We start from the raw sequence: 20,019 nt of genomic DNA, 5'->3' as shown, positions 1-20,019 counted from the left end.
GGTATCGTGGGAGCATCGCCAGCACCGGCGAGCCGATCGAAGGAGATGGCATGAGCAGCGTGAAACCTGACGTGACGGACCTACCCACGGACGACCCCGAGTACGCCGACAATCTGCGTCGGGCGACTCTCGCCTCGAGCATCGGCAGCGCGCTGGAGTACTTCGACTTCGCGCTGTACGGCCTGTCGACGGCGCTGATCTTCAACGTGCTGTTCTTCCCCCAGGACGATCCGGCGATGGCGACGGTTCTGGCGTTCGCGACCTACGGCGTAGGGTTCCTCGCCCGTCCGTTCGGCGGGCTGTTCTTCGGAACGCTCGGCGACAAGCTGGGCCGCAAGTGGGTGCTCGTCATCACGATCCTGCTCATGGGCGGCGCCTCCACCGCGATCGGCCTGCTGCCCACCTATGAGGCGATCGGCATCCTGGCGCCGATCCTGCTCGTCACCTGCCGGCTGCTGCAGGGCTTCGGGGCCGGCGCCGAGCAGGCGGGCGCGACGGTCCTCATGGCCGAGTACGCGCCGGTCCGCCGGCGCGGCTTCTTCTCGGCGCTGCCGTTCATCGGCATCCAGGCCGGAACCCTGCTGGCAGCGGTGGTCTTCGGCCTCATCACGCTCCTGCCCGAAGAGCAGCTGCTCACGTGGGGCTGGCGCATCCCGTTCCTCGCGTCGTTCATGCTCATCATCGTCGCCCTGTTCATCCGCATGCGCCTCAAGGAGACGCCGACCTTCATCGAGCTCGAGAAGAGCGAGCAGATCGCCGAGCACCCGATCAAGGAGATCTTCACGCGCGGCCTGCCGGGCGTCGTGGTCGGGATCGGCCTGCGCATGGCCGAGAACGGCGGCTCGTACATGTTCAACACGCTCGCGCTCGCGTTCTTCGTCTCGATGGTCGGGGCCGACGCCGATCGCAGCCTCCTGACGTGGGGCGTCACGCTCGGATCGCTCATCGGCATCTTCTCCGTGCCGATCACCGGCGCGCTGTCCGACCGCTTCGGTCGTCGCACCGTCTACCGCTTCGGCGCCGTCTTCCTGCTCCTGTACGCGTTCCCGGCATGGTGGATGCTGTCGCTCGGCAACTACTACCTCGCGATCGCGGTCGTGGCGGTCGGTATCGGCGTGGGTGTCAACTCGATGCTCGGACCGCAGTGCGCCATGCTCCCCGAGCTGTTCGGAAACCGGCACCGCTACCTCGGCGTCGCGATGGCCCGCGAGCTGTCCGCCGTCCTCGCCGGCGGCCTCGCAGGTGTGCTCGGCGCGTACCTGATCGCGGTCAGCAACGGCAACTGGGTGCTGCTCGCGATCTACATGGCGACGCTCGCGGTCATCACGACGGCCTCGACCTTCCTCGTCCCCGAGACGCTGCGCCGCGACCTGACCCGCAAGGACGACGCCGTCAAGGTGTCGCGCGACGAGGTCGGCGACGACGTGAGCGCGACGACCGTCACGATCCGGACCGTCGAGTGGTGACGCGCAGCACGCTCTTCGACCTCGACGGCCGACTCGCCCTCGTGACGGGATCGAGCCAGGGCATCGGGCGGGCCCTCGCACAGGGACTCGCCGAAGCGGGAGCCACGGTCATCGTGCACGGACGGGATGCCGCGAAGGCGGCGAAGGCCGCGGACGAGATCGCGACCGCCGCCTCGGCCCCCGTGTTCAGCGCCGTGTTCGACGTCACCGACGCGGCGGCCGTCGATGCCGGCTTCCGAGCGATGGAGGAGCGCCACGGCGTTCCCGACATCCTCGTGAACAATGCCGGGATCCAGCGTCGCGCGCCCATCACCGAGTTCACCGACGAGGACTGGGCCGACATCGTGAGCACCAATCTCTCGAGCGCGTTCTACGTGTCCCGACGCGCGGCGCGCGGCATGGTCGCGCGGGGTTCGGGCAAGCTGATCCAGATCGGGAGCGTCCAGTCGCAGCTGGCGCGTCCTGGCATCGCACCGTACTCGGCGACGAAGGGAGCCATCGCGATGCTCACGAAGGGCCTCTGCGCGGATCTCGCGCCGCACGGCATCCAGGCCAACACGCTCGCGCCCGGCTACTTCGACACGGAGCTCACGAAGGCGCTCGTGGCCGACGAGCAGTTCTCGCGGTGGGTGCGCGGCCGGACGCCCGCCGGACGCTGGGGGAGCACAGACGATCTCGTCGGCACCCTCGTCTTCCTCGCGAGCTCTGCGAGCGACTTCGTCAACGGCCAGACGATCTACGTCGACGGCGGAATGACGGCGGTGGTGTGATGCGCATCGGACGCGTCCTGACGGCGGACGGCCCCGTGCACGTCCGCGACGGCGAGCCCGGCCTCGTCGCGATCGAAGACCCGTACGCGGCCTTCGCCGCGGGCCGGGCACCCGCCGACCGCGGCACCGCGACGGGGGAGCTGCTCGCACCGAGTGCGCCCCTGCTCGTCGTCGGCATCGCGCAGAACGGGCCGGACCACGTCTCGCCCGTGCAGGCCTGGCTCAAGAGTCCGCGCGGCGTCGTCGGCAGCGGCGTCACGGTCCACCTCCGGCGCGACGCCGGCATGACGGCGGCCGAGGGCGAGATCGCCGTCGTGATCGGCCGCGACACGGAGGGACTGACCGCCGCGAACGCACACGAGTACGTCCTCGGGGTCACGGCGGTCAACGACCTGTCGAGCCCCGATCGCGGCGCCTTCGATCCGCGCAACTTCGAGGGGAAGGCCGGCGCCGGCTACACGCCGCTCGGCCCGTGGATCGACACGGAGGCCGATCTCGACACGGTCACGCTGACGCTGCGGATCGACGGGCGTACGGTCGCCGAGACGGATGCCGCGTCGTACCCCGTCCCGCTGCGGGAGTGCCTCGCGTACATCGCGTCGTGGGCGCCGCTCGGTCCGGGCGACGTCATCATGACCGGCGCCCCCTTCACGAACGTCCCGATCGAGCCGGGCGCGGTCGTCGAGGTGCAGGTCGGAGACGTCCTCCTCGTGACCCCGACCCGCTGACCCTCCAGGAGCACACCGTGACGAACCTCGGAGTCGTCGCGCACGCCGCGGGCGACCTGCGCGTCGAAGACCTGCCGGAGCCGACCCCGGCGCCCGACGAGGCGATCGTCGAGATCGCCCACGGCGGCGTGTGCGGCTCGGATCTGCACTACTGGCGCCACGGTGCCGCAGGACTCTCCGTCCTGCGCGAGCCGATGATCCTCGGCCACGAGGTCGCGGGCACGGTCCTCGTCCCCGCCGCCGACGGCTCGGGTCCCGCCGCGGGCGCGCGCGTCGCCGTACACCCCCTGACGGCGCACGGCGATGGAGCGACCCCGTGGCCGCCGCACCGTCCCAACCTCTCGCCCGGCTCGACGTACCTCGGCTCGGCGCTGCGCCTGCCGCACACGCAGGGCGCGTTCGTGCGTCGAGCGGCGCTGCCGGCACGCATGCTGCATGCCGTCCCCGACTCCCTGAGCCTCGAGCGCGCCGCGCTCGCCGAGCCCGCGGCCGTCGCCTGGCACGGCCTGGAGCGCGCAGGCGACGTCCGCGGCAAGCGGGTCGCAGTGATCGGCTCGGGGCCCATCGGGCTGCTCGTCGCGGCGGTCGCCCGTCACCACGGGGCGGGCGAGGTCATCGCGACCGACCTCGAGGAGCTGCCGCGGAGCATCGCGGTGTCGCTCGGGGCCCGGACGCTCGACGCCCGCGACGATGAGGCGATCGGCGCCCTGCACGCCGACGTCGTGGTGGAGTCGAGCGGCACCGCACCAGGGCTCGCGGCCGCCATCGCCGCGGCGGGACGCGGCGGCACTGTCGTGATGCTCGGACTCCAGCGGCATGGCGCCGTGGACGCGCCGCTCGCGACGGCGATCACGCGTGAGCTGACTCTGACCGGCTCGTTCCGCTTCGCGGGGGAGTTCGATCCCGTGATCGCGGCCCTCGCAGACGGAACCCTCGTGGTCGACGGCATCGTGACCGAGGTCGTCCCCGTCGCGCGTGCCGTCGAGGCGTTCGCGATCGCGGGCGACGCCTCGGCGTCGTCCAAGGTGCTGCTCGCGTTCGATCCGGCGGAGGCATGACGCCGCTCGACGGATCTGGCGAGCCGTGCCTCAGTTCTTGCGGTACGCCTGACGCCCCATCGCCCAGAACGCGAGCACCGTCGCGAGGCCGCCGACGAAGGCCATGGCGCCGATGACCCACAGCAGGACGTGGGAAGCGAAGCCGTAATCCATGGGAACCTCCGAGGCTGGGATGAGGGGCGTTTCTCATCGTAGCCGGGGCGCTGCTCCGGCGATGGCGGCAGTCCCGCACGCCTCCCGCCGCGTGTCGTCGGCCCCACCGGCCTTTCAGCTCGCGGGGAGTGGATCAACGAGACTCGCAGGCGCTCGTCCCGGCGTGGACGCGCCCCCGCCACTGATAGACTCGTTGACTGAACTTCGGCGAGGGATGACTCGTGCCGGCCCTGCGGTCGGCTGCGGCATCCGTGATCGACGCGGTGATCAAGGCTCACGGCTTTCCTCACGCGCACGCGTTCGAGTCGAATCCAGACCCCAATACGCCAGGCTCCTCGCCTGAACAGAATGGGCGCGTGCGCCCGCAAGGAGAACATCATGTCGACTGAGACCGACTCCAAGGTCCACGCCGAGGTCCGCGAGAACTTCGGAAAGGGCTACGCCCGCCGTCTGCGCGCCGCCGGCCAGATCCCCGCCGTCATCTACGGCCACGGCACGACGCCCGTGCACGTCGCGCTGCCCGGCCACCAGGTCTCGCTGCTCATCCGCCGCGCGAACGCCGTCCTCGAGCTCGAGGTCGACGGCACGCAGCAGCTGACGCTCGTCAAGGACGTCCAGAAGGACCCCGTGCACCAGATCATCGAGCACATCGACCTCCTCGTCGTGAAGAAGGGCGAGAAGGTCCAGGTCGACGTCCCGATCGTCGTCGTGGGCGAGCCCGCCGCAGGCACGATCGCGAACCTCGACGCGGTGAGCATCTCGCTCGAGGTCGAGGCGACCCACATCCCCGAGAACATCGAGCTCGACGTCGAGGGCCTCGAAGACGGCACGCACATCACGGCCGCCGACCTGAAGCTCCCCGCGGGCGCGACGCTCGCCGCTGACGGCGACGTGCTCATCGTCGCGATCGCGACGCCTGGCGCAGGCGCCGCCGACGAGATCGAGGCCGCCGACGAGGCCGCCGCTGCCGAGCAGTCCGAGGCTGCCGAGGTCGCCGAGTAAGCACAGCAGTCAGGCGAGGGGGTGCGGATGCCGCGCCCCCTCGTCGCATTCCGTGCGCGTGCGCGCGGAACCGAGAGGATGGACGGCATGGCGGACGCATGGCTTGTCGTGGGACTGGGGAATCCGGGACCTCGGTATGAGCTGACGCGGCACAACGTCGGCCAGCTCGTCGTGGACGAGCTCGCCGCGCGGCGCAGCGAGGCCTTCAAGCAGCACAAGGCCAACGCGCGCGCCGCCGAGACCTGGCTGCGTCCGGGCGGTCCCAAGATCGTGCTCGCCAAGCCCAACTCGTTCATGAACGTCTCGGGCGGTCCCGTCGCGGGGCTCGCGAAGTTCTACGGCATCGAGGCCGACCGCATCGTCGTCGTGCACGACGAGCTCGACATCCCGTTCGACACGATCAAGCTCAAGGTCGGCGGCGGACACGGCGGGCACAACGGCGTCCGCGACATCGCGAAGGCGCTCGGCACGGCGGAGTTCCCGCGCGTGCGCGTCGGCATCGGCCGGCCCCCGGGCCGTCAGGACCCCGCGGACTGGGTGCTCGACCCCTTCGGCCCGTCGGAGCGTCAGAATCTCGGCATCCTCGTCGGCGACGCCGCCGACGCCGTCGAGCAGCTCATCGACGAAGGCCTGCTCGCGGCGCAGCAGAAGCACCACGCGCCGCGCTGACGCGGCGCGTGCTCAGCCCCCGATGCCGGAGCCGGCGGCGAGTCCCGCGCCGAGGAACACGCTGAGCGCGACGGCGAACGAGATCGGCGCGAGCACCGCCAGCACGACGCCCGCAGCGCCGGCCCCGCGGCCGCGGCCCGTCGCGATCGCGACGATCCCTTGCACGAGCGCCCAGAGGCCGAGCGCCGTGCCCGCCCAGAACGAGATCTCGGCGAGCAGCACCCAGTCGCGGACGGGGGCCAGGACGCTCCAGTCGAAGTCGGCGCTCGGAGTGCCGGTCACGAGATCGCGGCCCGCGCCGAGTCCGATCCGGTACGCCGCGATGGAGACGGTGACCGTCGCGCCGACGAACGCGATCAGACCCGCGATGAGCGCGACGATTCCGACGCCCTTGCCGCGCGCGGGCGCCGCGAGCGGTCCGCCGTAGGCGGGCTGCGCGACAGCCGCAGGCGAGCCCTGCGGCGCGGCATGGCCCTGCGAGTACGACTGCGCTGGGGCGGCGAAACCAGGCGCGGGGGACGCGTAGCCCTGCGGCGGGGCGGTGTGGCCCGGCGCGGGGGACGCGTAGCCCAGCGGCGGGGAGCCGACGTAGGCGGGCTGCGCCTGCGGTGCCGGCGTCCAGGGGTATCCCGGGTAGGCCTGCGGCGGGGGATAGGCCGCCGGCTCCACGGGCCCTGCGCCTCCCGGCGCCTCCGCGCCGGCAGCGAGTGGAGGGAGTGGCGGAACGGGCGGCGCGGCCTGCGGTTCGGCGGTGGGCAGCGGCCGACGCGGCGGGAGGGGGTCGCTCACGGACTCATCCTATGAGCGGGCATCCGGCGCGCGTGTCCGAGGGCGACCATAGACTCTTCCGGTGACAGTTCCCGGGATTCTGCGCGCCCTCGAGCAGGCTGATTCGTTTCGGGATGCCGTGGGCGCGGCATCCGTCGACGCCGAGTTCTCGCTCCCCGCGGGGCTCGACGCTCCGCTCCTCGCGTCCCTCATCGAGCGGCGCGCCGCGACGGGCCACGCGCCCGCGCTGCTCGCGATCGTGCCGACGGGCCGCCGCGCCGAGTCGCTCGGGACGGCGCTCGAGGCGCTCCTGCCGACCGCAGAGGTCATGCACTTCCCCGCGTGGGAGACGCTGCCGCACGAGCGGCTCAGCCCGAGTCCCGAGACCGTGGGCCGCCGGCTCGAGGTGCTGCGCCGCGTCGCGACCTGGCAGGGCCCCACGCCCCTTGTCGTGACCGCCTCCGTCCGCGGCGCGCTGCAGCCGATCGCGGCGGGTCTGGGCGACATCGTGCCGATCGAGCTGCGCGTCGGAGGACGGGGTCACGAGCTCTCCGCGGTCGCGGCACGGCTCGTCGAGCTCGCGTACCACCGCGTCGACATGGTCTCGCGGCGCGGTGAGTTCGCGCTGCGCGGCGGCATCCTGGACGTCTTCCCGCCCATCGCCGCCCATCCGTACCGCGTCGAGTTCTTCGGCGACGAGGTCGACCAGATCCGCGCGTTCTCGGTCGCCGACCAGCGGTCGCTGCCGGGCGATGTGCCCGATGTCGTCCTCGCGCCGAGCCGCGAGCTGCTGCTGACCGACGAGGTCCGCGCGCGGGCCGCGCGACTCAAGGACGCGCTGCCCGGCCTGCGGGGCATGCTCGAAAAGATGGCCGAGGGCATCCCCGTCGAGGGCATGGAGTCGCTCATGCCTGCACTCGTCGATTCACTCGCGACCATCGTCGACTACCTCCCCGAAGGCGCGGCAGTCGCGCTAGCCGATCCTGAGCGGGCGGTCACGCGCGCCATCACGCTCGGCGACACGAACCGCGAGTTCCTCGACGCCGCCTGGAGCGCCGCGACGTCGGGCGCGAGCGCCCCCATCGACCTCGGCGCGGGCGACTTCCTGACGATCCCCCGCCTCCGCGAGGCCGCGGCCGATCGCGGCGACGCGTGGTGGACGCTCTCGACGTTCGATTCGGGCGAAGCGGATGCCGCCGCCGCCCTTCGAGAGGCTCAGGAACCGGGGTATGTGGACGACATCGACGTCGCGCTGCAGGCGTCCGCGGCGATCCGCGTCAAGGGGTCGGGTGTGCCGTCGTTCCAGGGGAGCGTCGAGGGGGCGACGGCGCACGTCGGCGAGCTGCTCGCGGACGGCTGGCGCGTCGTGGTCGCGGCATCCGGAACAGGACTCGTCGAGCGCGCACGCGACGTCCTCGCCGAGCTCGGGATCGCGGCGCGCAAGGTCGACGATCTCGCGCATGCCCCCGAGGCAGGCGTCGCGCACGTCGTCGCGGCGGGGCTCGAGCGCGGGTTCGAGGTCGCCGAGGCGAAGGTCGCGGTGCTCACCGAGACCGAGTTCTACGGGCGCACGATCGGCGGCGACAGCCGCGTCGTGAAGAAGCTCGCCTCGCGGCGCAAGAACGTCGTCGATCCGCTGCAGCTCAAGGCCGGCGACCTCGTCGTGCACGCGACGCACGGCATCGGCAAGTTCATCGAGCTCACGCAGCGCGAGGTCTCGAGCGGTGGTCGCAACGCCGTCAAGAGCGTGCGCGAGTACCTCGTGATCGAGTACGCGCCCTCCAAGCGCGGGTATCCCGGCGACAAGCTCTTCGTGCCGACCGACCAGCTCGACCTTCTCTCGCGCTACGTCGGGGGCGAGGCGCCGACGCTGTCGAAGATGGGCGGCAGCGACTGGGCGCAGGCCAAGGGCAAGGCGCGCAAGGCCGTGCGCGACATCGCCGTCGAGCTCGTCAAGCTCTACTCGGCGCGCATGGCGGCGAAGGGCTACGCGTTCGGGCCCGACACCCCGTGGCAGCGCGAGCTCGAAGAGGCCTTCCCCTTCGCCGAGACTCCCGACCAGCTGCAGACGATCGACGAGATCAAGGCCGACATGGAGAAGCCGATCCCGATGGATCGGCTGCTGTCGGGCGACGTCGGCTTCGGCAAGACCGAGGTCGCGGTGCGGGCGGCGTTCAAGGCGATCCAGGAGGGCAAGCAGGTCGCGATGCTCGTCCCGACGACGCTGCTCGCCAAGCAGCATCTCGAGACCTTCACGGAGCGCTTCGCCGGGTTCCCCGTCAAGGTGCGGCCGCTCTCGCGCTTCCAGACCGACAAGCACGCGAAGGAGACCCTCGCGGGCCTCACCGACGGCACGGTCGACATGGTCATCGGCACGCACCGCATCCTGACCGAGAAGGTCATCTTCAAAGACCTCGGCCTCATGATCATCGACGAGGAGCAGCGCTTCGGCGTCGAGCACAAGGACGCCCTCAAGAAGCTCAAGACGAACGTCGACATCCTCGCGATGAGCGCGACGCCGATCCCGCGCACGCTCGAGATGGCCGTCACCGGCATCCGCGAGATGTCGACGCTCCAGACTCCGCCCGAGGACCGGCATCCGATCCTGTCGTACGTCGGCGCGCGCAGCGACAAGCAGATCGCCGCCGCGATCCGCCGTGAGCTGCTGCGCGAGGGTCAGGTGTTCTTCGTCCACAATCGCGTCCAGTCGATCCAGCGGGTCGCCGCCGACCTCGCCGAGCTCGTTCCCGAGGCGCGCATCGCGGTCGCCCACGGTCAGATGGGCGAGCACGCGCTCGAAGAGGTCGTCGACGCGTTCTGGGAGCGCCGCTCCGATGTGCTCGTCTGCACGACCATCGTCGAGACCGGCCTCGACATCTCCAACGCGAACACGATCATCATCGACCGGGCCGACAAGTACGGCCTGTCGCAGCTGCATCAGCTGCGCGGACGGGTCGGCCGCGGCCGTGAGCGCGCCTACGCGTACTTCCTGTACGACGAGCGGGCGCCGCTGTCCGAGACGGCCGCCGACCGCCTCGAGACGATCGCGGTCAACAACGACCTCGGCAGCGGCATGCAGGTCGCGCTCAAGGATCTCGAGCTGCGCGGTGCGGGCAACCTGCTGGGCGCCGAGCAGGCAGGTCACATCGCGGGCGTCGGCTTCGACCTGTACCTCCGCATGATCGGCGAGGCCGTCGCGGCATTCCGCGGCGATGAGATCGAAGGACCCGCCGAGCTGCGACTCGAGCTGCCCGTGCAGGCGCGCATCCCCGAGTCGTATATCGACAGCGAGCGGCTGCGGCTCGAGGCGTACCAGAAGCTCTCGGCCGCGGCATCCGCGACCGCCAAGCCCGACGCGATCGACCTCGTCCTCGAAGAGCTGGAGGACCGCTACGGCGACGCGCCCGCCGAGCTCGAGGGGCTCATCTCCGTCGCGCGCCTGCGCCGTCGCGCGGCGCAGGCGGGCCTCGCCGACGTCGTCGCGATGGGCCCGAACCTGCGGATCGCCCCGGCGGACCTGCCGGACTCCAAGCGCGTGCGGCTGCAGCGGCTGTACCCCAAGGCCAAGCTCATCTCCTCGGGCGAGGCGCTCGTCGTGCCCCTGCCGACGGCCGGGGGCGGCCCGCTCGGCGACGCCGACCTCATCGCATGGGTCGCGCAGCTGCTCGAGCAGCTCTGGCCCGCCGAGAAGGCAGCGGAGCCGGCATCCGTCGCCGACTGAAGCCTGCGACGGGAAAGGCCGGAGGATCACGACGGATCCTCCGGCCTGTCAGCCCGGCGTCAGATCAGATGACGCCCTGCGCGAGCATCGCGTGCGCGACGCGCTCGAAGCCCGCCGAGTTCGCACCGACGACATAGTCGCCGGCGTAGCCATAGCGCGCCGCGGCGTCGAACGCCGAGTCGTGGACGTTCTTCATGATCTGACGCAGCTTCGCCTCGCTGTCGTCGAACGACCAGCGCTGACGCGATGCGTTCTGGCTCATCTCGAGCGCCGAGGTCGCGACGCCGCCGGCGTTCGCGGCCTTGCCGGGGCCGAAGAGCACGCCGGCGTCCTGGAACGCCGCGACGGCGCCCGGCGTCGTGGGCATGTTGGCTCCCTCGGCGACGGCGCGCACACCGTTCGCGATGAGCGCTGTCGCGTCGTCGATGTCGAGCTCGTTCTGGGTCGCCGACGGCAGCGCGATGTCGACCGCGACCTCCCACGGGCGGGCGCCCTCGACGAACCGGGCGGACGAGCGGCGCGCGGCGTACTCGCTGATGCGGACGCGCTCGACCTCCTTGAGCTGACGGAGCAGATCGACGTCGATTCCCGCGTCGTCGACGATGTAGCCGGACGAGTCGGATGCCGTCACAGGAAGTGCGCCGAGCTGCCAGGCCTTCGCGATCGCGTAGATCGCGACGTTGCCCGAGCCGGAGACCGCGATGCGCTTGCCCTCGAGCGACTCGCCGCGGACCGCGAGCATCTCCTCGGCGAAGAAGACCGCGCCGTAGCCGGTCGCCTCGGTGCGCACCTCGGCTCCGCCCCACTGCACGCCCTTGCCCGTGAACATGCCGGACTCGTGGCGGTTCGTGATCTTGCGGTACTGGCCGAAGAGGTAGCCGATCTCGCGCGCGCCGACGCCGATGTCGCCCGCCGGCACATCGGTGTGCTCGCCGAGGTGGCGGTACAGCTCGTTCATGAAGGACTGGCAGAAGCGCATGATCTCGGCGTCCGACCGGCCGTGCGGATCGAAGTCGCTGCCGCCCTTGCCGCCGCCGATGCCCTGGCCCGTGAGCGCGTTCTTGAAGATCTGCTCGAAGCCGAGGAACTTCACGATCGACAGGTTCACCGACGGGTGGAACCGCAGGCCGCCCTTGTACGGGCCGAGCACCGACGAGAACTGGACGCGGAAGCCGCGGTTGACGTGCAGGCGGCCGGCATCGTCGACCCAGGGCACACGGAAGATGATCTGGCGCTCGGGCTCGACGAGACGCTCGACGATCCCGCTCTCGACGAATTCGGGGTGCGCCTCGAGGACGGGCGCGATCGAGACGAGCACTTCGTGGACGGCCTGCTGGAACTCGGGCTCGTGCGGATTGCGGGCCACGACGGATGCGAAGACGTCGTTGACGACGGGGGGCACGGCGAGGAGGGTCTCAGTCACAGGTGGAGCTTTCTGGAGCGGGGGGGAGCGGCTCGAAGGGCCTTCTCCACCCTAAGTCGCCGTGCAGCCGCCCCGGACATCGTGACGCCACGGCGCTACGCTGGCGCTGACCGAGGAGGAGCATGCGATTCGAGCATCTCGGGGCCAGCCCCCGCATCCATCCGGAAGCCGTCGTGTCGCCGACGGCCGTCATCAGCGGTGACGTCACGATCGGCGCGGGATGCCAGATCCTGCACGGCGCCGTCGTGACGGCAGAGGGCGGTGCCATCACCCTCGGCGAGCACGTCATCGTCATGGAGAACGCGCTCATCCGTGCGACGGCCGCGACACCCGTCCACATCGGTGATCACGTGCTCGTGGGCCCCATGGCGAGCGTGAGCGGCGCGACGATCGCCGACGAGGTCTTCCTCGCCACCGGCACGCGCGTCTTCAACGGCGCGCGCATCGGCACGCGGAGTGAAGTGCGCATCAACGCCGTCGTGCATCTGCGCACCGTGCTTCCTCCCGAGACGGTCGTCCCGATCGGGTGGGTCGCGGTCGGCGACCCTGTGCAGCTGCTCTCGCCCGATCGCCACGACGAGATCTGGGCTGCCCAGCGCGAGCTCGACTTCCCGGGGTACGTCTTCGGGCTCGACCGCGATACGCCCGACCTCATGGTGCAGCTCACCGAGCGCTACGGACGCGGGCTCGCGCGCCACGAGCAGGACCGGCGGCTCGAATGAGCGGGATGCCGCTCCCCGCCGCCGCCCGCCGCCGATAGCCGCGCACCGTCAGGCCCGCGGCATCCCGTCAGCTCCAGACCGAACCGCACTCGCGACAGGCGAACTCGACGGCGAACTCCTCCGCTCGGCGCAGCTCGTCGGCCCGCTCCAGCTCCAGCACGAACCAGTCCGGCTCGACCGTCCGCACCTGCAGCGAGGCGCAGACGGGACACGTCTCGACGGCGACGATGCCGCTCTCCCACGTCCTGACCATGGCGCCCACGGTACGCCGGGGCGAGCCGTGCGGGAGGAGCGACTCGCGTGTCAGCCCGTGTTCTGCAGACCCGCCGCGACGCCGCTGACCGACAGCAGCAGGAGCCGCTGCAGGTCGGGATCGGCCGGTGCGCCGGTCGCCGCGGCGTCGCGCAGTCCACGGAGAGCCCGCAGCTGCAGGAACGACAGGGCATCGACGTAAGGGCTGCGGAGCTTGACGGCGCGCTGCAGGACGGGTCGGTTCTCGAGCAGCTCGGCGCCGCCCGCGACGCGGATGACCCACGAGCGCGTGAGCATGAGCTCGTCCATCACGAGCTGCGCGAGGTCGTCCCGGTCGCCGAGGTCGAGGTAGCGCTGAGCGATGCGGCTGTCGGCCTTCGCGAGGCTCATGGCGACGTTGTCGATCAGTGTGCGGAACAGCGGCCATTCGTCGTACGCGCGCTGCAGCATCGCCTCGTCGCCGACGGCCTCGAGCGCAGAACCCAGCCCGAACCAGCCCGCGAGGTTGATGCGGGCCTGCGTCCACGCGAAGACCCACGGGATCGCTCGGAGGTCCTCGAGCGACTCGACCGAGAGCCCGCGGCGCGCAGGGCGCGAGCCGAGCGCGAGCAGCCCGATCTCCTCCATCGGCGTCACCTGCGCGAACCAGGGGGCGAATCCGGGGGCCTTCACGAGCGAGAAGAACCGCTCGCGGGATGCCGCATCCATCGTCGCCGCGGCCTCGGCATAGCGCTGCGCCGCGTCGCGGTTGCGGTGCTCGATCGACGGCGCCGACGCGAGCAGCACGGCGGCCGCGACCTGGTCGATGTGGCGCATCGCGATGGCGGGGTCGCCGTACCGGGCGAAGATGACCTCGCCCTGCTCCGTGAGCTTGAAACGGCCGTCGACCGACTGCGGCGCCTGCCCGAGGATCGCGGTGTTGGCGGGTCCTCCGCCGCGGCCGAGGGCTCCGCCGCGCCCGTGGAAGAGCGTCAGCTCGATGCGGTTCTCCTGCGCCCACGCGGCGATCGCGGCCTGCGCCTCATAGAGCGCGAGGGTCGCCGCGACGGGACCGACGTCCTTCGACGAGTCGGAGTAGCCGAGCATGACCTCGAGCCGGCGATCGGTCTGCTCGAGGCGTTCGCGGAAGGCGGGATGCTCGACGATCTCGGCGAGGATGCGGGGTGCGGCCTGCAGATCCGCGAACGTCTCGAAGAGCGGCACGACGTCGAGCACGGGGATCGAGCCGCCGCCCTCGGCGGCGTACGCGGCGAGCTTGTGCACCGCCGCGAGGTCGTCGGCGGACTGCGTGAACGAGACGACGTAGCGTCCGGCGGCGCGCGGCCCGAGCTTCTGCTGGATCGAGACGATGCTGCGGAACACCTCGAGCACTTCGAGTGTCTGCTCGCTGCGGGGTCCGCCCGCCTCGAGGTTCGCGAGCGCCTTCGCGTGCACGGCCGAATGCTGGCGCACTTCGAGCTCGGTCAGGTGGAAGCCGAACGTCTCGACCTGCCAGATGAGCTGCTGCAGGTGCCCGAACGCCTGGCGGGGAGCGGGTGCCTGGGCGAGCGACTCCTGCACGGTGCGCAGGTCGGCGACGAGGTCCTCGGCGCGCGTGTAGGCGATCGTGGCATCGCGCCGGCTCGTGGCGGCGATCTTTCGGGTGATGAGCAGGAGCGTGCGCCGGTGCGGCTCATTGGGCGAGCGCTTCGAGATCTCGAGCGCGGCCGCTTCGTCGTCGTTGACGAGGCGCTGCAGGAGCAGCAGGAGCTCGGGGCTCGGGGGAGTCGTCGCGGCGTCGAGCGTCAGCGTGCGTCCGACGCGGCTCGCGGTGCGCTCGAGACCGAGCAGGATGTGCTCGCTCGCGATCTTGGCGGCCTTGCGCGTCGTCGACGCCGTCACGAACGGGTTGCCGTCGCGATCGCCGCCGACCCAGGAGCCGACGCGCACGAAGGGCTTGACGATCGGGGCGCGTGAGCCCGCGCCGGGGCCCTGCAGCGCATCGTCGACGCGGCGGTAGACGTGCGGGATCGCGGTGTAGAGGGTCTCGTCGAAGACCTCCATGATCGAGCGCACCTCGTCGGTCGGCGAGGGCTTCTCGGGGCGCAGCGGCGCCGTGCGCCACAGCGTGTCGATCTCCTCGATCATGCGGCGCTCGGTGCGGCGCTCGTCGGCGCCGTTGCGCAGCACGATGTCGAGCTCGTCCAGGAGCCGGGCGAGTCGACGGATGCTGCGCGAGACGGCGCTGCGTCGGGCCTCCGTGGGGTGCGCCGTGAAGACGGGGTGGAACCGCAGGGCCTGCAGACGTGCGAGGGCCGTGTCGTCGCCGACCTCGGCCGAGAGGCGCACGAACGCGGCCGCGACCGAGTCGGCGGCATCCTCCCGCTCGGGACGGCCGTCGCGCTCGCGGAGCACGCGCACGCGCTGGTGCTCCTCGATGAGGTTCGTGAGGTGGAAGTACACCGTGAAGGCGCGAGCGACCTCGGCGGAGCGCTCGACGGTGAACGAATCGGCGATCTCGGCGGCCTTCGCGAACGCCTCGGGCGTCTCGTCGGTGTAGGCCTGGATCGTCGCTGCGCGGAGGCGCTCGACGTCCTCGTAGAGGCCCGGCGAGCCGCTCTCGCGGAGCACCCGTCCGAGCAGACCGCCGAGTCGGCGCACGTCCGCGCGCATCCGTTCGGGGATCTCCTGACCTGCTTCGTAGCGTCCGACGAGGTCGATCGCCTCGGTCCTGGTGAGTTCGGGCATGGGTTCAACGGTAACGCCGCGGTGTTTCCGGTTCGTCACGCGTGACGCACGGCGGGCTCGCTAGCATCGCTGTCGGAGGTCCTGTGAAGCTGCTGCGCTCGGCGCGATTCCCCGCGATCCTGCTGCTCATCGCTGCGGCGACCGGTCTGATCGTCGCGAACTCCGCGATCGGCCCCGCCGTGATCGAGTTCTCGCACGTGCATCTGGGCGTCCCGGGCACCGAGATCGACCTCTCGCTCTCGCACTGGGTCTCGGACGGACTCCTCGTGCTGTTCTTCTTCCTCGTGTCGATCGAGCTCCAGTTCGAGCTCACGCGCGGCGAGCTGCGCAGCGCGCGCCGGGCCGCCGTTCCCGCGTTCGCGGCGGCGGGCGGCGTGCTCGTCCCGATCGCGGTCTACCTCTCGGTGACGGCGGGGAGCGGCTTCGAAGCCGGCTGGCCCATCCCGACCGCGACCGACATCGCGTTCGCACTGGGGGTGCTCGCGATCTTCGGCCGCGGCCTGCCGAGCGGCATCCGGATCTTCCTGCTCGCGCTCGCCATCATCGACGACGTCGTCGGCATCGTGTTCATCGCGGTGCTGTTCGCGACGGACCTCGATTTCGGGATGCTGTCGGCGGGCCTCGTCGCGACGGCGATGTTCGGAGCTCTGAGCCGGCTGCTGCACACGCGCGGGCGTGCCTGGATCATCGCGGGGCTCGTCGTCACGGGCCTCGCCGCGTGGGGGTTCATCCTGCTGTCCGGCGTGCACGCGACGATCGCGGGCGTGCTGCTCGGACTCGCGATGGCGCAGACCCCCGCGCTCGTCGTGCGACACGCCATGGAACCGTGGGTCAACGGCGTCGTCCTGCCGCTGTTCGCCTTCACGGCGGCGCTCGTCGTGATCCCCTCGGCGGGAGACGGGCTCTCACCCGTGTTCTGGGGCGTGCTGCTGGCGCTCCCGATCGGCAAGCTCATCGGCATCTCGGGCGCGGGATGGATCGGGCAGCGCCTCTTCGCGGGCGATCCGACGCACGAGAAGCTCGCGCTCGGCGATCTCGTCGCGGTCGGCGCTCTCGGCGGCATCGGGTTCACCGTCTCGCTGCTGCTCGCGAACCTCGCGTTCGCGACCGAGCCGCTCGTCCGCGACGAGGCGATCCTGGGCGTCCTCGCAGGCTCGATGATCTCGGCCGTCGCGGCGGTCGTCCTGATTCTCGCGCGCGTGCGCCACCACCGCCGTGCGGGAACCGCGATCGAGGAGGACGCATGACCGATCCGCTGCGGGATGCGGCCGACACGATGCGAGCCGTACGCGACCGCTGCGTCTGGACGCAGCAGATCGACCACCGCGCCCTCGTGCCGTACCTCGTCGAAGAGAGCGCCGAGCTCATCGACGCCGTCGAAGACGGGACGCGCGCAGACCTGCGCGAAGAGCTCGGCGACCTGCTGTGGCAGGTGCTCTTCCACTCCGAGATCGCCTCTCGCGACCTCGACGACCCGTTCGACATCGACGACGTCGCGCGCGGGCTGACAGAGAAGATGGTGCGCCGGCATCCGCATGTCTTCGGCGACGCCGTCGCGAACACGCCCGAGGAGGTGCTCGTGCACTGGAACGCCGCGAAGGCGGCCGAGAAGCGCACGCGCACGAGCGTCCTCGACGGCGTCTCGACGCACATGCCGTCGCTCGCGCTCGCACAGAAGCTCCTCGGCAAGGCCGCGTCGGCCGGTTCCGCCGTCCCCGAGCCTGCCCAGGGGTCGAACCCCACCTCCGAGGCCGAGCTCGGCGACGCCCTGCTCGCGCTCGTCGCGACGGCCCGCATCAACGGCTGGGACGCCGAGCGCGCTCTCCGCGAGCGCCTGCGCGGCCTCGAGCGCGACATCCGCACCGCCGAGTCAGGGGATGTCACCGACGCAGGAGAATCCGGCTGAGATCGTCCTTTCCCCGTGAAATCACCTGATCTCATGACGAGGCCCGCGAGCAAGGCGCCTTCAGCCGACCTGGAAGAATAGATCCGTGGCATCCGTGAATCCGCCGCGCGGCATGCGCGACTTCCTCCCTGCAGACAAGGCCCGACGCGAGCGCGTGCTCGCCGTCATCCGCGAGCGCTATCGCGCGCACGGGTTCGACGAGATCGAGACGCCCGTGGTCGAGGAGTACGCGCGCCTGCACTCCGGGATCGGCGGCGACAACGAGAAGCTCGCATTCAACATCCTGCAGCGCGGCCTCGACGCCGACGCGATCCGCGCGGGTGCCGACGACCCGGCCCGGCTGACCGACCTCGGCCTGCGGTACGACCTCACGGTCCCGCTCGCGCGCTTCTACGCGAGCCACCGCGCCGAGCTGCCGAGCGTCTTCCGCGCGATCCAGATCGCCCCCGTGTGGCGCGCCGAACGGCCCCAGAAGGGGCGCTACCGCCAGTTCGTGCAGTGCGACATCGACATCATCGGGGATGCCTCGTCCCGCGCCGAGGCCGAGCTCCTGGTCGCGACGCTCGACACGCTCGACGCCCTGGGACTCGAGGGCGGAAGCATCCGCATCAACGACCGGCGCGCCCTGGACGGCATGCTCGAGACCTTCGGCTTCACGCCCGAGGAGCGTCCGGGCGTGCTCATCACGATCGACAAGCTCGACAAGATCGGCCCGGAGGGCGTCGCGACCGAGCTGCGCGACCGCGGTGCCACGCCGGGAGCGGTCGACGCCTTCGAGGCGTTCCTGCGCCGTCCCGCGACGCTCGAGCACAACCCGTTCGGTGAGCGGCAGATCCGCAAGGCGCTCCCCGAGGGCGTCTCGGACGATGTCGTCGCGCACCTCGTCGGAATCGGCGAAGCCGTTGCAGCGTCGCGCGGCGCCACCGACATCCCCCTCGTCTTCGACCCCTTCCTCGTGCGCGGCATGGGCTACTACACGGGCACGATCTACGAGCTCGCGCACCCGTCGGTGTCGTACTCGCTCGGCGGTGGCGGGCGCTACGACGGCATGATCGGCCGTTTCCTCGGCCAGGACGTCCCGGCGGTCGGCTTCTCGATCGGATTCGAGCGGATCGTCGACCTCGTCGAGTCCGAGGAGAGCGGGGGAGCGGCATCCGTCGTCCTCGTCCACGACCGCGACGTGCCCGTCGGCGAGCTGCTCGCCCTCAAGGCCGCCCTTGTCGGCGAGGGATCCCGCGTACGGCTCGAGCTGCGCACGAAGAACCTCAAGGCGCTCCTCGAGCGCGCGACGGCCGACGGCTACACGGCCTTCGCGACGGTCGGGGACGGCACGACCCGCACGGGGCTCGAGCTCAAGCCGCTCGCGTGAGGCGCAGGCGCAGCATCCGGTAGACGATCCCTACCGCGACGACCGCGACGCCTGTGACGACGCTCTGCCACGGGAGGGTGATCGACAGGATGACGCATCCCGCGCCGCCGATGACCTGCAGCGCCCTCGGATACCGCCGGACGGCGCCCGCCTGCCGGAATGCCGCGATGTTCGCGACGAGGTAGTACAGCAGCACCCCGAACGACGAGAAGCCGATCGCGCCGCGGAGGTCGACGAGCGCGACGAGCACGATGACGACGGTGCCGAGCGTGAGCTCGGCTCGGTGCGGCACGTGCCGACGCGGATGCACGGCGGCGAGGAAGCGCGGCAGGTCGCCCTCCCGCGCCATCGCGAAGGTCGTGCGGCCGATGCCCGCGATGAGGGCGAGCAGTGCGCCGAGCGACGCGCACGCGGCGCCGATGCGGACGACGGGCTCCGCCCAGACCCAGCCGGATGCCGCGACAGCCGCCGCGACAGGCTCGGCCGATGCCGCGATCCCCGCGGGCCCGAGCACCGAGAGGAGCATGACCGCGACGGCGGCGTAGACGACGAGCGCTCCCGCGAAGGCGAGGACGATCGCGCGGGGGATCGTGCGCGCGGGATCGCGCACCTCCTCGCCCATCGTCGCGATGCGCGCGTAGCCGGCGAAGGCGAAGAACAGCAGGCCCGCGGACTGCAGGATGCCGTACCAGCCCTCCGCGACGAGACCGTCGACGATCGGCCGGCCGGGGGCCGACGCGCCCGCCGCGACCGCCACCGCGAGCGTGAGGAGCACGACGACGACGATGACCCGCGTGAGCTGCGCCGTGCGCGTCACGCCGAAGAGGTTGACCGTCACGAGGGCCGCGACCGCGACGATCGCGACCGGGCGCTCCCACCCGGGCGGCGCCGCGTAGGCGGCGAACGTGAGCGCCATGGCGGCGCAGCTCGCGGTCTTGCCGACGACGAACCCCCAGCCTGCGAGGAAGCCCCACCACGGTCCGAGCTCCGCGCGCCCGTACGCGTAGGTGCCGCCCGAGGTGGGGTGGACGGCGGCGAGCTGCGCCGACGAGGTCGCGTTGCCGAACGCGACGACGGCCGCGAGGGCGAGTCCGATCAGCAGCCCCGCTCCGGCGGCCTCGGCGGCCGGCGCGAAGGCCGAGAAGACTCCGGCCCCGATCATCGAGCCGAGTCCGATGAAGACGGCGTCGCCCGTTCGCAGTCGTCTCTCGAGCCCCACGTCTTCGAACCTAGCGACCGACCCGCGAGACGTCGCCACTGTCCTCCCAGGAGGCGTGAACTCGTG

Annotated in this window: 17 protein-coding genes; 11 read left to right on the top strand and 6 right to left on the bottom strand. The window is 71.3% G+C overall.

Features of this window, described 5'->3' with window-relative positions; genetic code table 11:
* The first annotated feature begins 50 nt into the window (after positions 1–50).
* Genes MJ607_RS00375 through MJ607_RS00360 form a run of 4 tightly spaced genes read left to right on the top strand, consistent with a single transcriptional unit; the run spans position 51 to position 4,022 of the window.
* Complete coding sequence (locus MJ607_RS00375) at positions 51–1,466, top strand: MFS transporter (protein WP_243073571.1); 1,416 nt, start codon at positions 51–53, stop codon at positions 1,464–1,466.
* Complete coding sequence (locus tag MJ607_RS00370) at positions 1,460–2,236, top strand: SDR family oxidoreductase (RefSeq protein WP_243073570.1); 777 nt, start codon at positions 1,460–1,462, stop codon at positions 2,234–2,236. Before MJ607_RS00375 ends, MJ607_RS00370 begins: the two co-directional genes overlap by 7 nt.
* Positions 2,236–2,964, top strand: a complete 729-nt coding sequence (locus MJ607_RS00365; RefSeq protein ID WP_243073569.1) for a fumarylacetoacetate hydrolase family protein — start codon at positions 2,236–2,238, stop codon at positions 2,962–2,964. The genes MJ607_RS00370 and MJ607_RS00365 overlap by 1 nt, the downstream gene beginning before the upstream one ends.
* A gap of 17 nt (positions 2,965–2,981) precedes the next feature.
* Positions 2,982–4,022, top strand: coding sequence for a zinc-binding dehydrogenase (locus MJ607_RS00360; RefSeq protein ID WP_243073568.1), 1,041 nt, complete (start codon positions 2,982–2,984; stop codon positions 4,020–4,022).
* 30 nt (positions 4,023–4,052) lie between these two features.
* Here the strand turns inward: MJ607_RS00360 and MJ607_RS19800 are convergent, their stop codons facing one another.
* Positions 4,053–4,175 (bottom strand): hypothetical protein, encoded by a 123-nt coding sequence (locus MJ607_RS19800; protein WP_279234268.1) that lies wholly within the window; start codon positions 4,173–4,175, stop codon positions 4,053–4,055.
* A gap of 378 nt (positions 4,176–4,553) precedes the next feature.
* Between MJ607_RS19800 and MJ607_RS00355 the strand changes: the two genes are divergently transcribed.
* On the top strand, positions 4,554–5,177 hold the full coding sequence (locus MJ607_RS00355) for a 50S ribosomal protein L25/general stress protein Ctc (RefSeq protein WP_243073567.1): 624 nt from the start codon (positions 4,554–4,556) through the stop codon (positions 5,175–5,177).
* Positions 5,178–5,264: 87 nt separating this feature from the next.
* A complete protein-coding gene (pth, locus tag MJ607_RS00350; protein WP_243073566.1) occupies positions 5,265–5,846 on the top strand; it encodes an aminoacyl-tRNA hydrolase in 582 nt (193 codons plus the stop codon).
* Between the two features lie 12 nt (positions 5,847–5,858).
* Here the strand turns inward: pth and MJ607_RS00345 are convergent, their stop codons facing one another.
* Positions 5,859–6,635 carry a hypothetical protein gene (locus MJ607_RS00345; RefSeq protein ID WP_243073565.1) on the bottom strand — a complete coding sequence of 259 codons (777 nt, stop codon included), beginning with the start codon at positions 6,633–6,635 and terminating at the stop codon, positions 5,859–5,861.
* Between the two features lie 61 nt (positions 6,636–6,696).
* Here MJ607_RS00345 and mfd point away from each other — a divergent pair, with 61 nt between their 5' ends.
* Positions 6,697–10,335, top strand: a complete 3,639-nt coding sequence (mfd, locus tag MJ607_RS00340; protein WP_243073564.1) for a transcription-repair coupling factor — start codon at positions 6,697–6,699, stop codon at positions 10,333–10,335.
* Between the two features lie 64 nt (positions 10,336–10,399).
* Here mfd and gdhA read toward each other — a convergent pair whose 3' ends face one another.
* Positions 10,400–11,758 carry an NADP-specific glutamate dehydrogenase gene (gene gdhA / locus MJ607_RS00335; protein WP_243073563.1) on the bottom strand — a complete coding sequence of 453 codons (1,359 nt, stop codon included), beginning with the start codon at positions 11,756–11,758 and terminating at the stop codon, positions 10,400–10,402.
* Positions 11,759–11,880: 122 nt separating this feature from the next.
* Here gdhA and MJ607_RS00330 point away from each other — a divergent pair, with 122 nt between their 5' ends.
* Positions 11,881–12,480, top strand: coding sequence for a gamma carbonic anhydrase family protein (locus MJ607_RS00330; protein WP_243073562.1), 600 nt, complete (start codon positions 11,881–11,883; stop codon positions 12,478–12,480).
* A gap of 67 nt (positions 12,481–12,547) precedes the next feature.
* Here the strand turns inward: MJ607_RS00330 and MJ607_RS00325 are convergent, their stop codons facing one another.
* The gene (locus MJ607_RS00325; RefSeq protein WP_243073561.1) at positions 12,548–12,733 is read right to left on the bottom strand and encodes a hypothetical protein; all 186 of its coding nucleotides are present in this window, start codon (positions 12,731–12,733) and stop codon (positions 12,548–12,550) included.
* Positions 12,734–12,783: 50 nt separating this feature from the next.
* Entirely contained in the window at positions 12,784–15,459 is a 2,676-nt protein-coding gene (locus MJ607_RS00320; RefSeq protein ID WP_243073560.1) for a phosphoenolpyruvate carboxylase, read from the bottom strand.
* An 83-nt stretch (positions 15,460–15,542) separates the two neighbouring features.
* Between MJ607_RS00320 and MJ607_RS00315 the strand changes: the two genes are divergently transcribed.
* The 3 genes from MJ607_RS00315 (at position 15,543) to hisS (ending at position 18,734) form a co-directional block, all read left to right on the top strand.
* Complete coding sequence (locus MJ607_RS00315; RefSeq protein WP_243073559.1) at positions 15,543–16,706, top strand: Na+/H+ antiporter NhaA; 1,164 nt, start codon at positions 15,543–15,545, stop codon at positions 16,704–16,706.
* Positions 16,703–17,365 (top strand): MazG family protein, encoded by a 663-nt coding sequence (locus MJ607_RS00310; protein WP_243073558.1) that lies wholly within the window; start codon positions 16,703–16,705, stop codon positions 17,363–17,365. Before MJ607_RS00315 ends, MJ607_RS00310 begins: the two co-directional genes overlap by 4 nt.
* Before the next feature lie 112 nt (positions 17,366–17,477).
* On the top strand, positions 17,478–18,734 hold the full coding sequence (gene hisS, locus MJ607_RS00305; protein WP_243074484.1) for a histidine--tRNA ligase: 1,257 nt from the start codon (positions 17,478–17,480) through the stop codon (positions 18,732–18,734).
* Here the strand turns inward: hisS and MJ607_RS00300 are convergent.
* A complete protein-coding gene (locus MJ607_RS00300) occupies positions 18,718–19,953 on the bottom strand; it encodes an amino acid permease (protein ID WP_308193779.1) in 1,236 nt (411 codons plus the stop codon). The two genes, hisS and MJ607_RS00300, sit on opposite strands and share 17 nt — an antisense overlap.
* Between the last annotated feature and the right edge of the window lie 66 nt (positions 19,954–20,019).

The sequence above is a fragment of the Microbacterium sp. SS28 genome, from assembly GCF_022761035.1.
Classification (GTDB): domain Bacteria; phylum Actinomycetota; class Actinomycetes; order Actinomycetales; family Microbacteriaceae; genus Microbacterium.
The sequence above is the reverse complement of the archived record's forward strand: the minus strand, read 5'-3'. Positions and strand labels throughout refer to the sequence as shown.

Coding starts and splice junctions, on each gene's coding strand:
- MJ607_RS00355 (WP_243073567.1), top strand. CDS start 4,554: ATGTCGACTGAGACCGACTCCAAGGTCCACGCCGAGGTCCGCGAGAAC.
- MJ607_RS00310 (WP_243073558.1), top strand. CDS start 16,703: ATGACCGATCCGCTGCGGGATGCGGCCGACACGATGCGAGCCGTACGC.
- MJ607_RS00325 (WP_243073561.1), bottom strand. CDS start 12,733: ATGGTCAGGACGTGGGAGAGCGGCATCGTCGCCGTCGAGACGTGTCCC.
- MJ607_RS19800 (WP_279234268.1), bottom strand. CDS start 4,175: ATGGATTACGGCTTCGCTTCCCACGTCCTGCTGTGGGTCATCGGCGCC.
- MJ607_RS00320 (WP_243073560.1), bottom strand. CDS start 15,459: ATGCCCGAACTCACCAGGACCGAGGCGATCGACCTCGTCGGACGCTAC.
- MJ607_RS00330 (WP_243073562.1), top strand. CDS start 11,881: ATGCGATTCGAGCATCTCGGGGCCAGCCCCCGCATCCATCCGGAAGCC.
- MJ607_RS00365 (WP_243073569.1), top strand. CDS start 2,236: ATGCGCATCGGACGCGTCCTGACGGCGGACGGCCCCGTGCACGTCCGC.
- pth (WP_243073566.1), top strand. CDS start 5,265: ATGGCGGACGCATGGCTTGTCGTGGGACTGGGGAATCCGGGACCTCGG.
- MJ607_RS00375 (WP_243073571.1), top strand. CDS start 51: ATGAGCAGCGTGAAACCTGACGTGACGGACCTACCCACGGACGACCCC.
- hisS (WP_243074484.1), top strand. CDS start 17,478: ATGCGCGACTTCCTCCCTGCAGACAAGGCCCGACGCGAGCGCGTGCTC.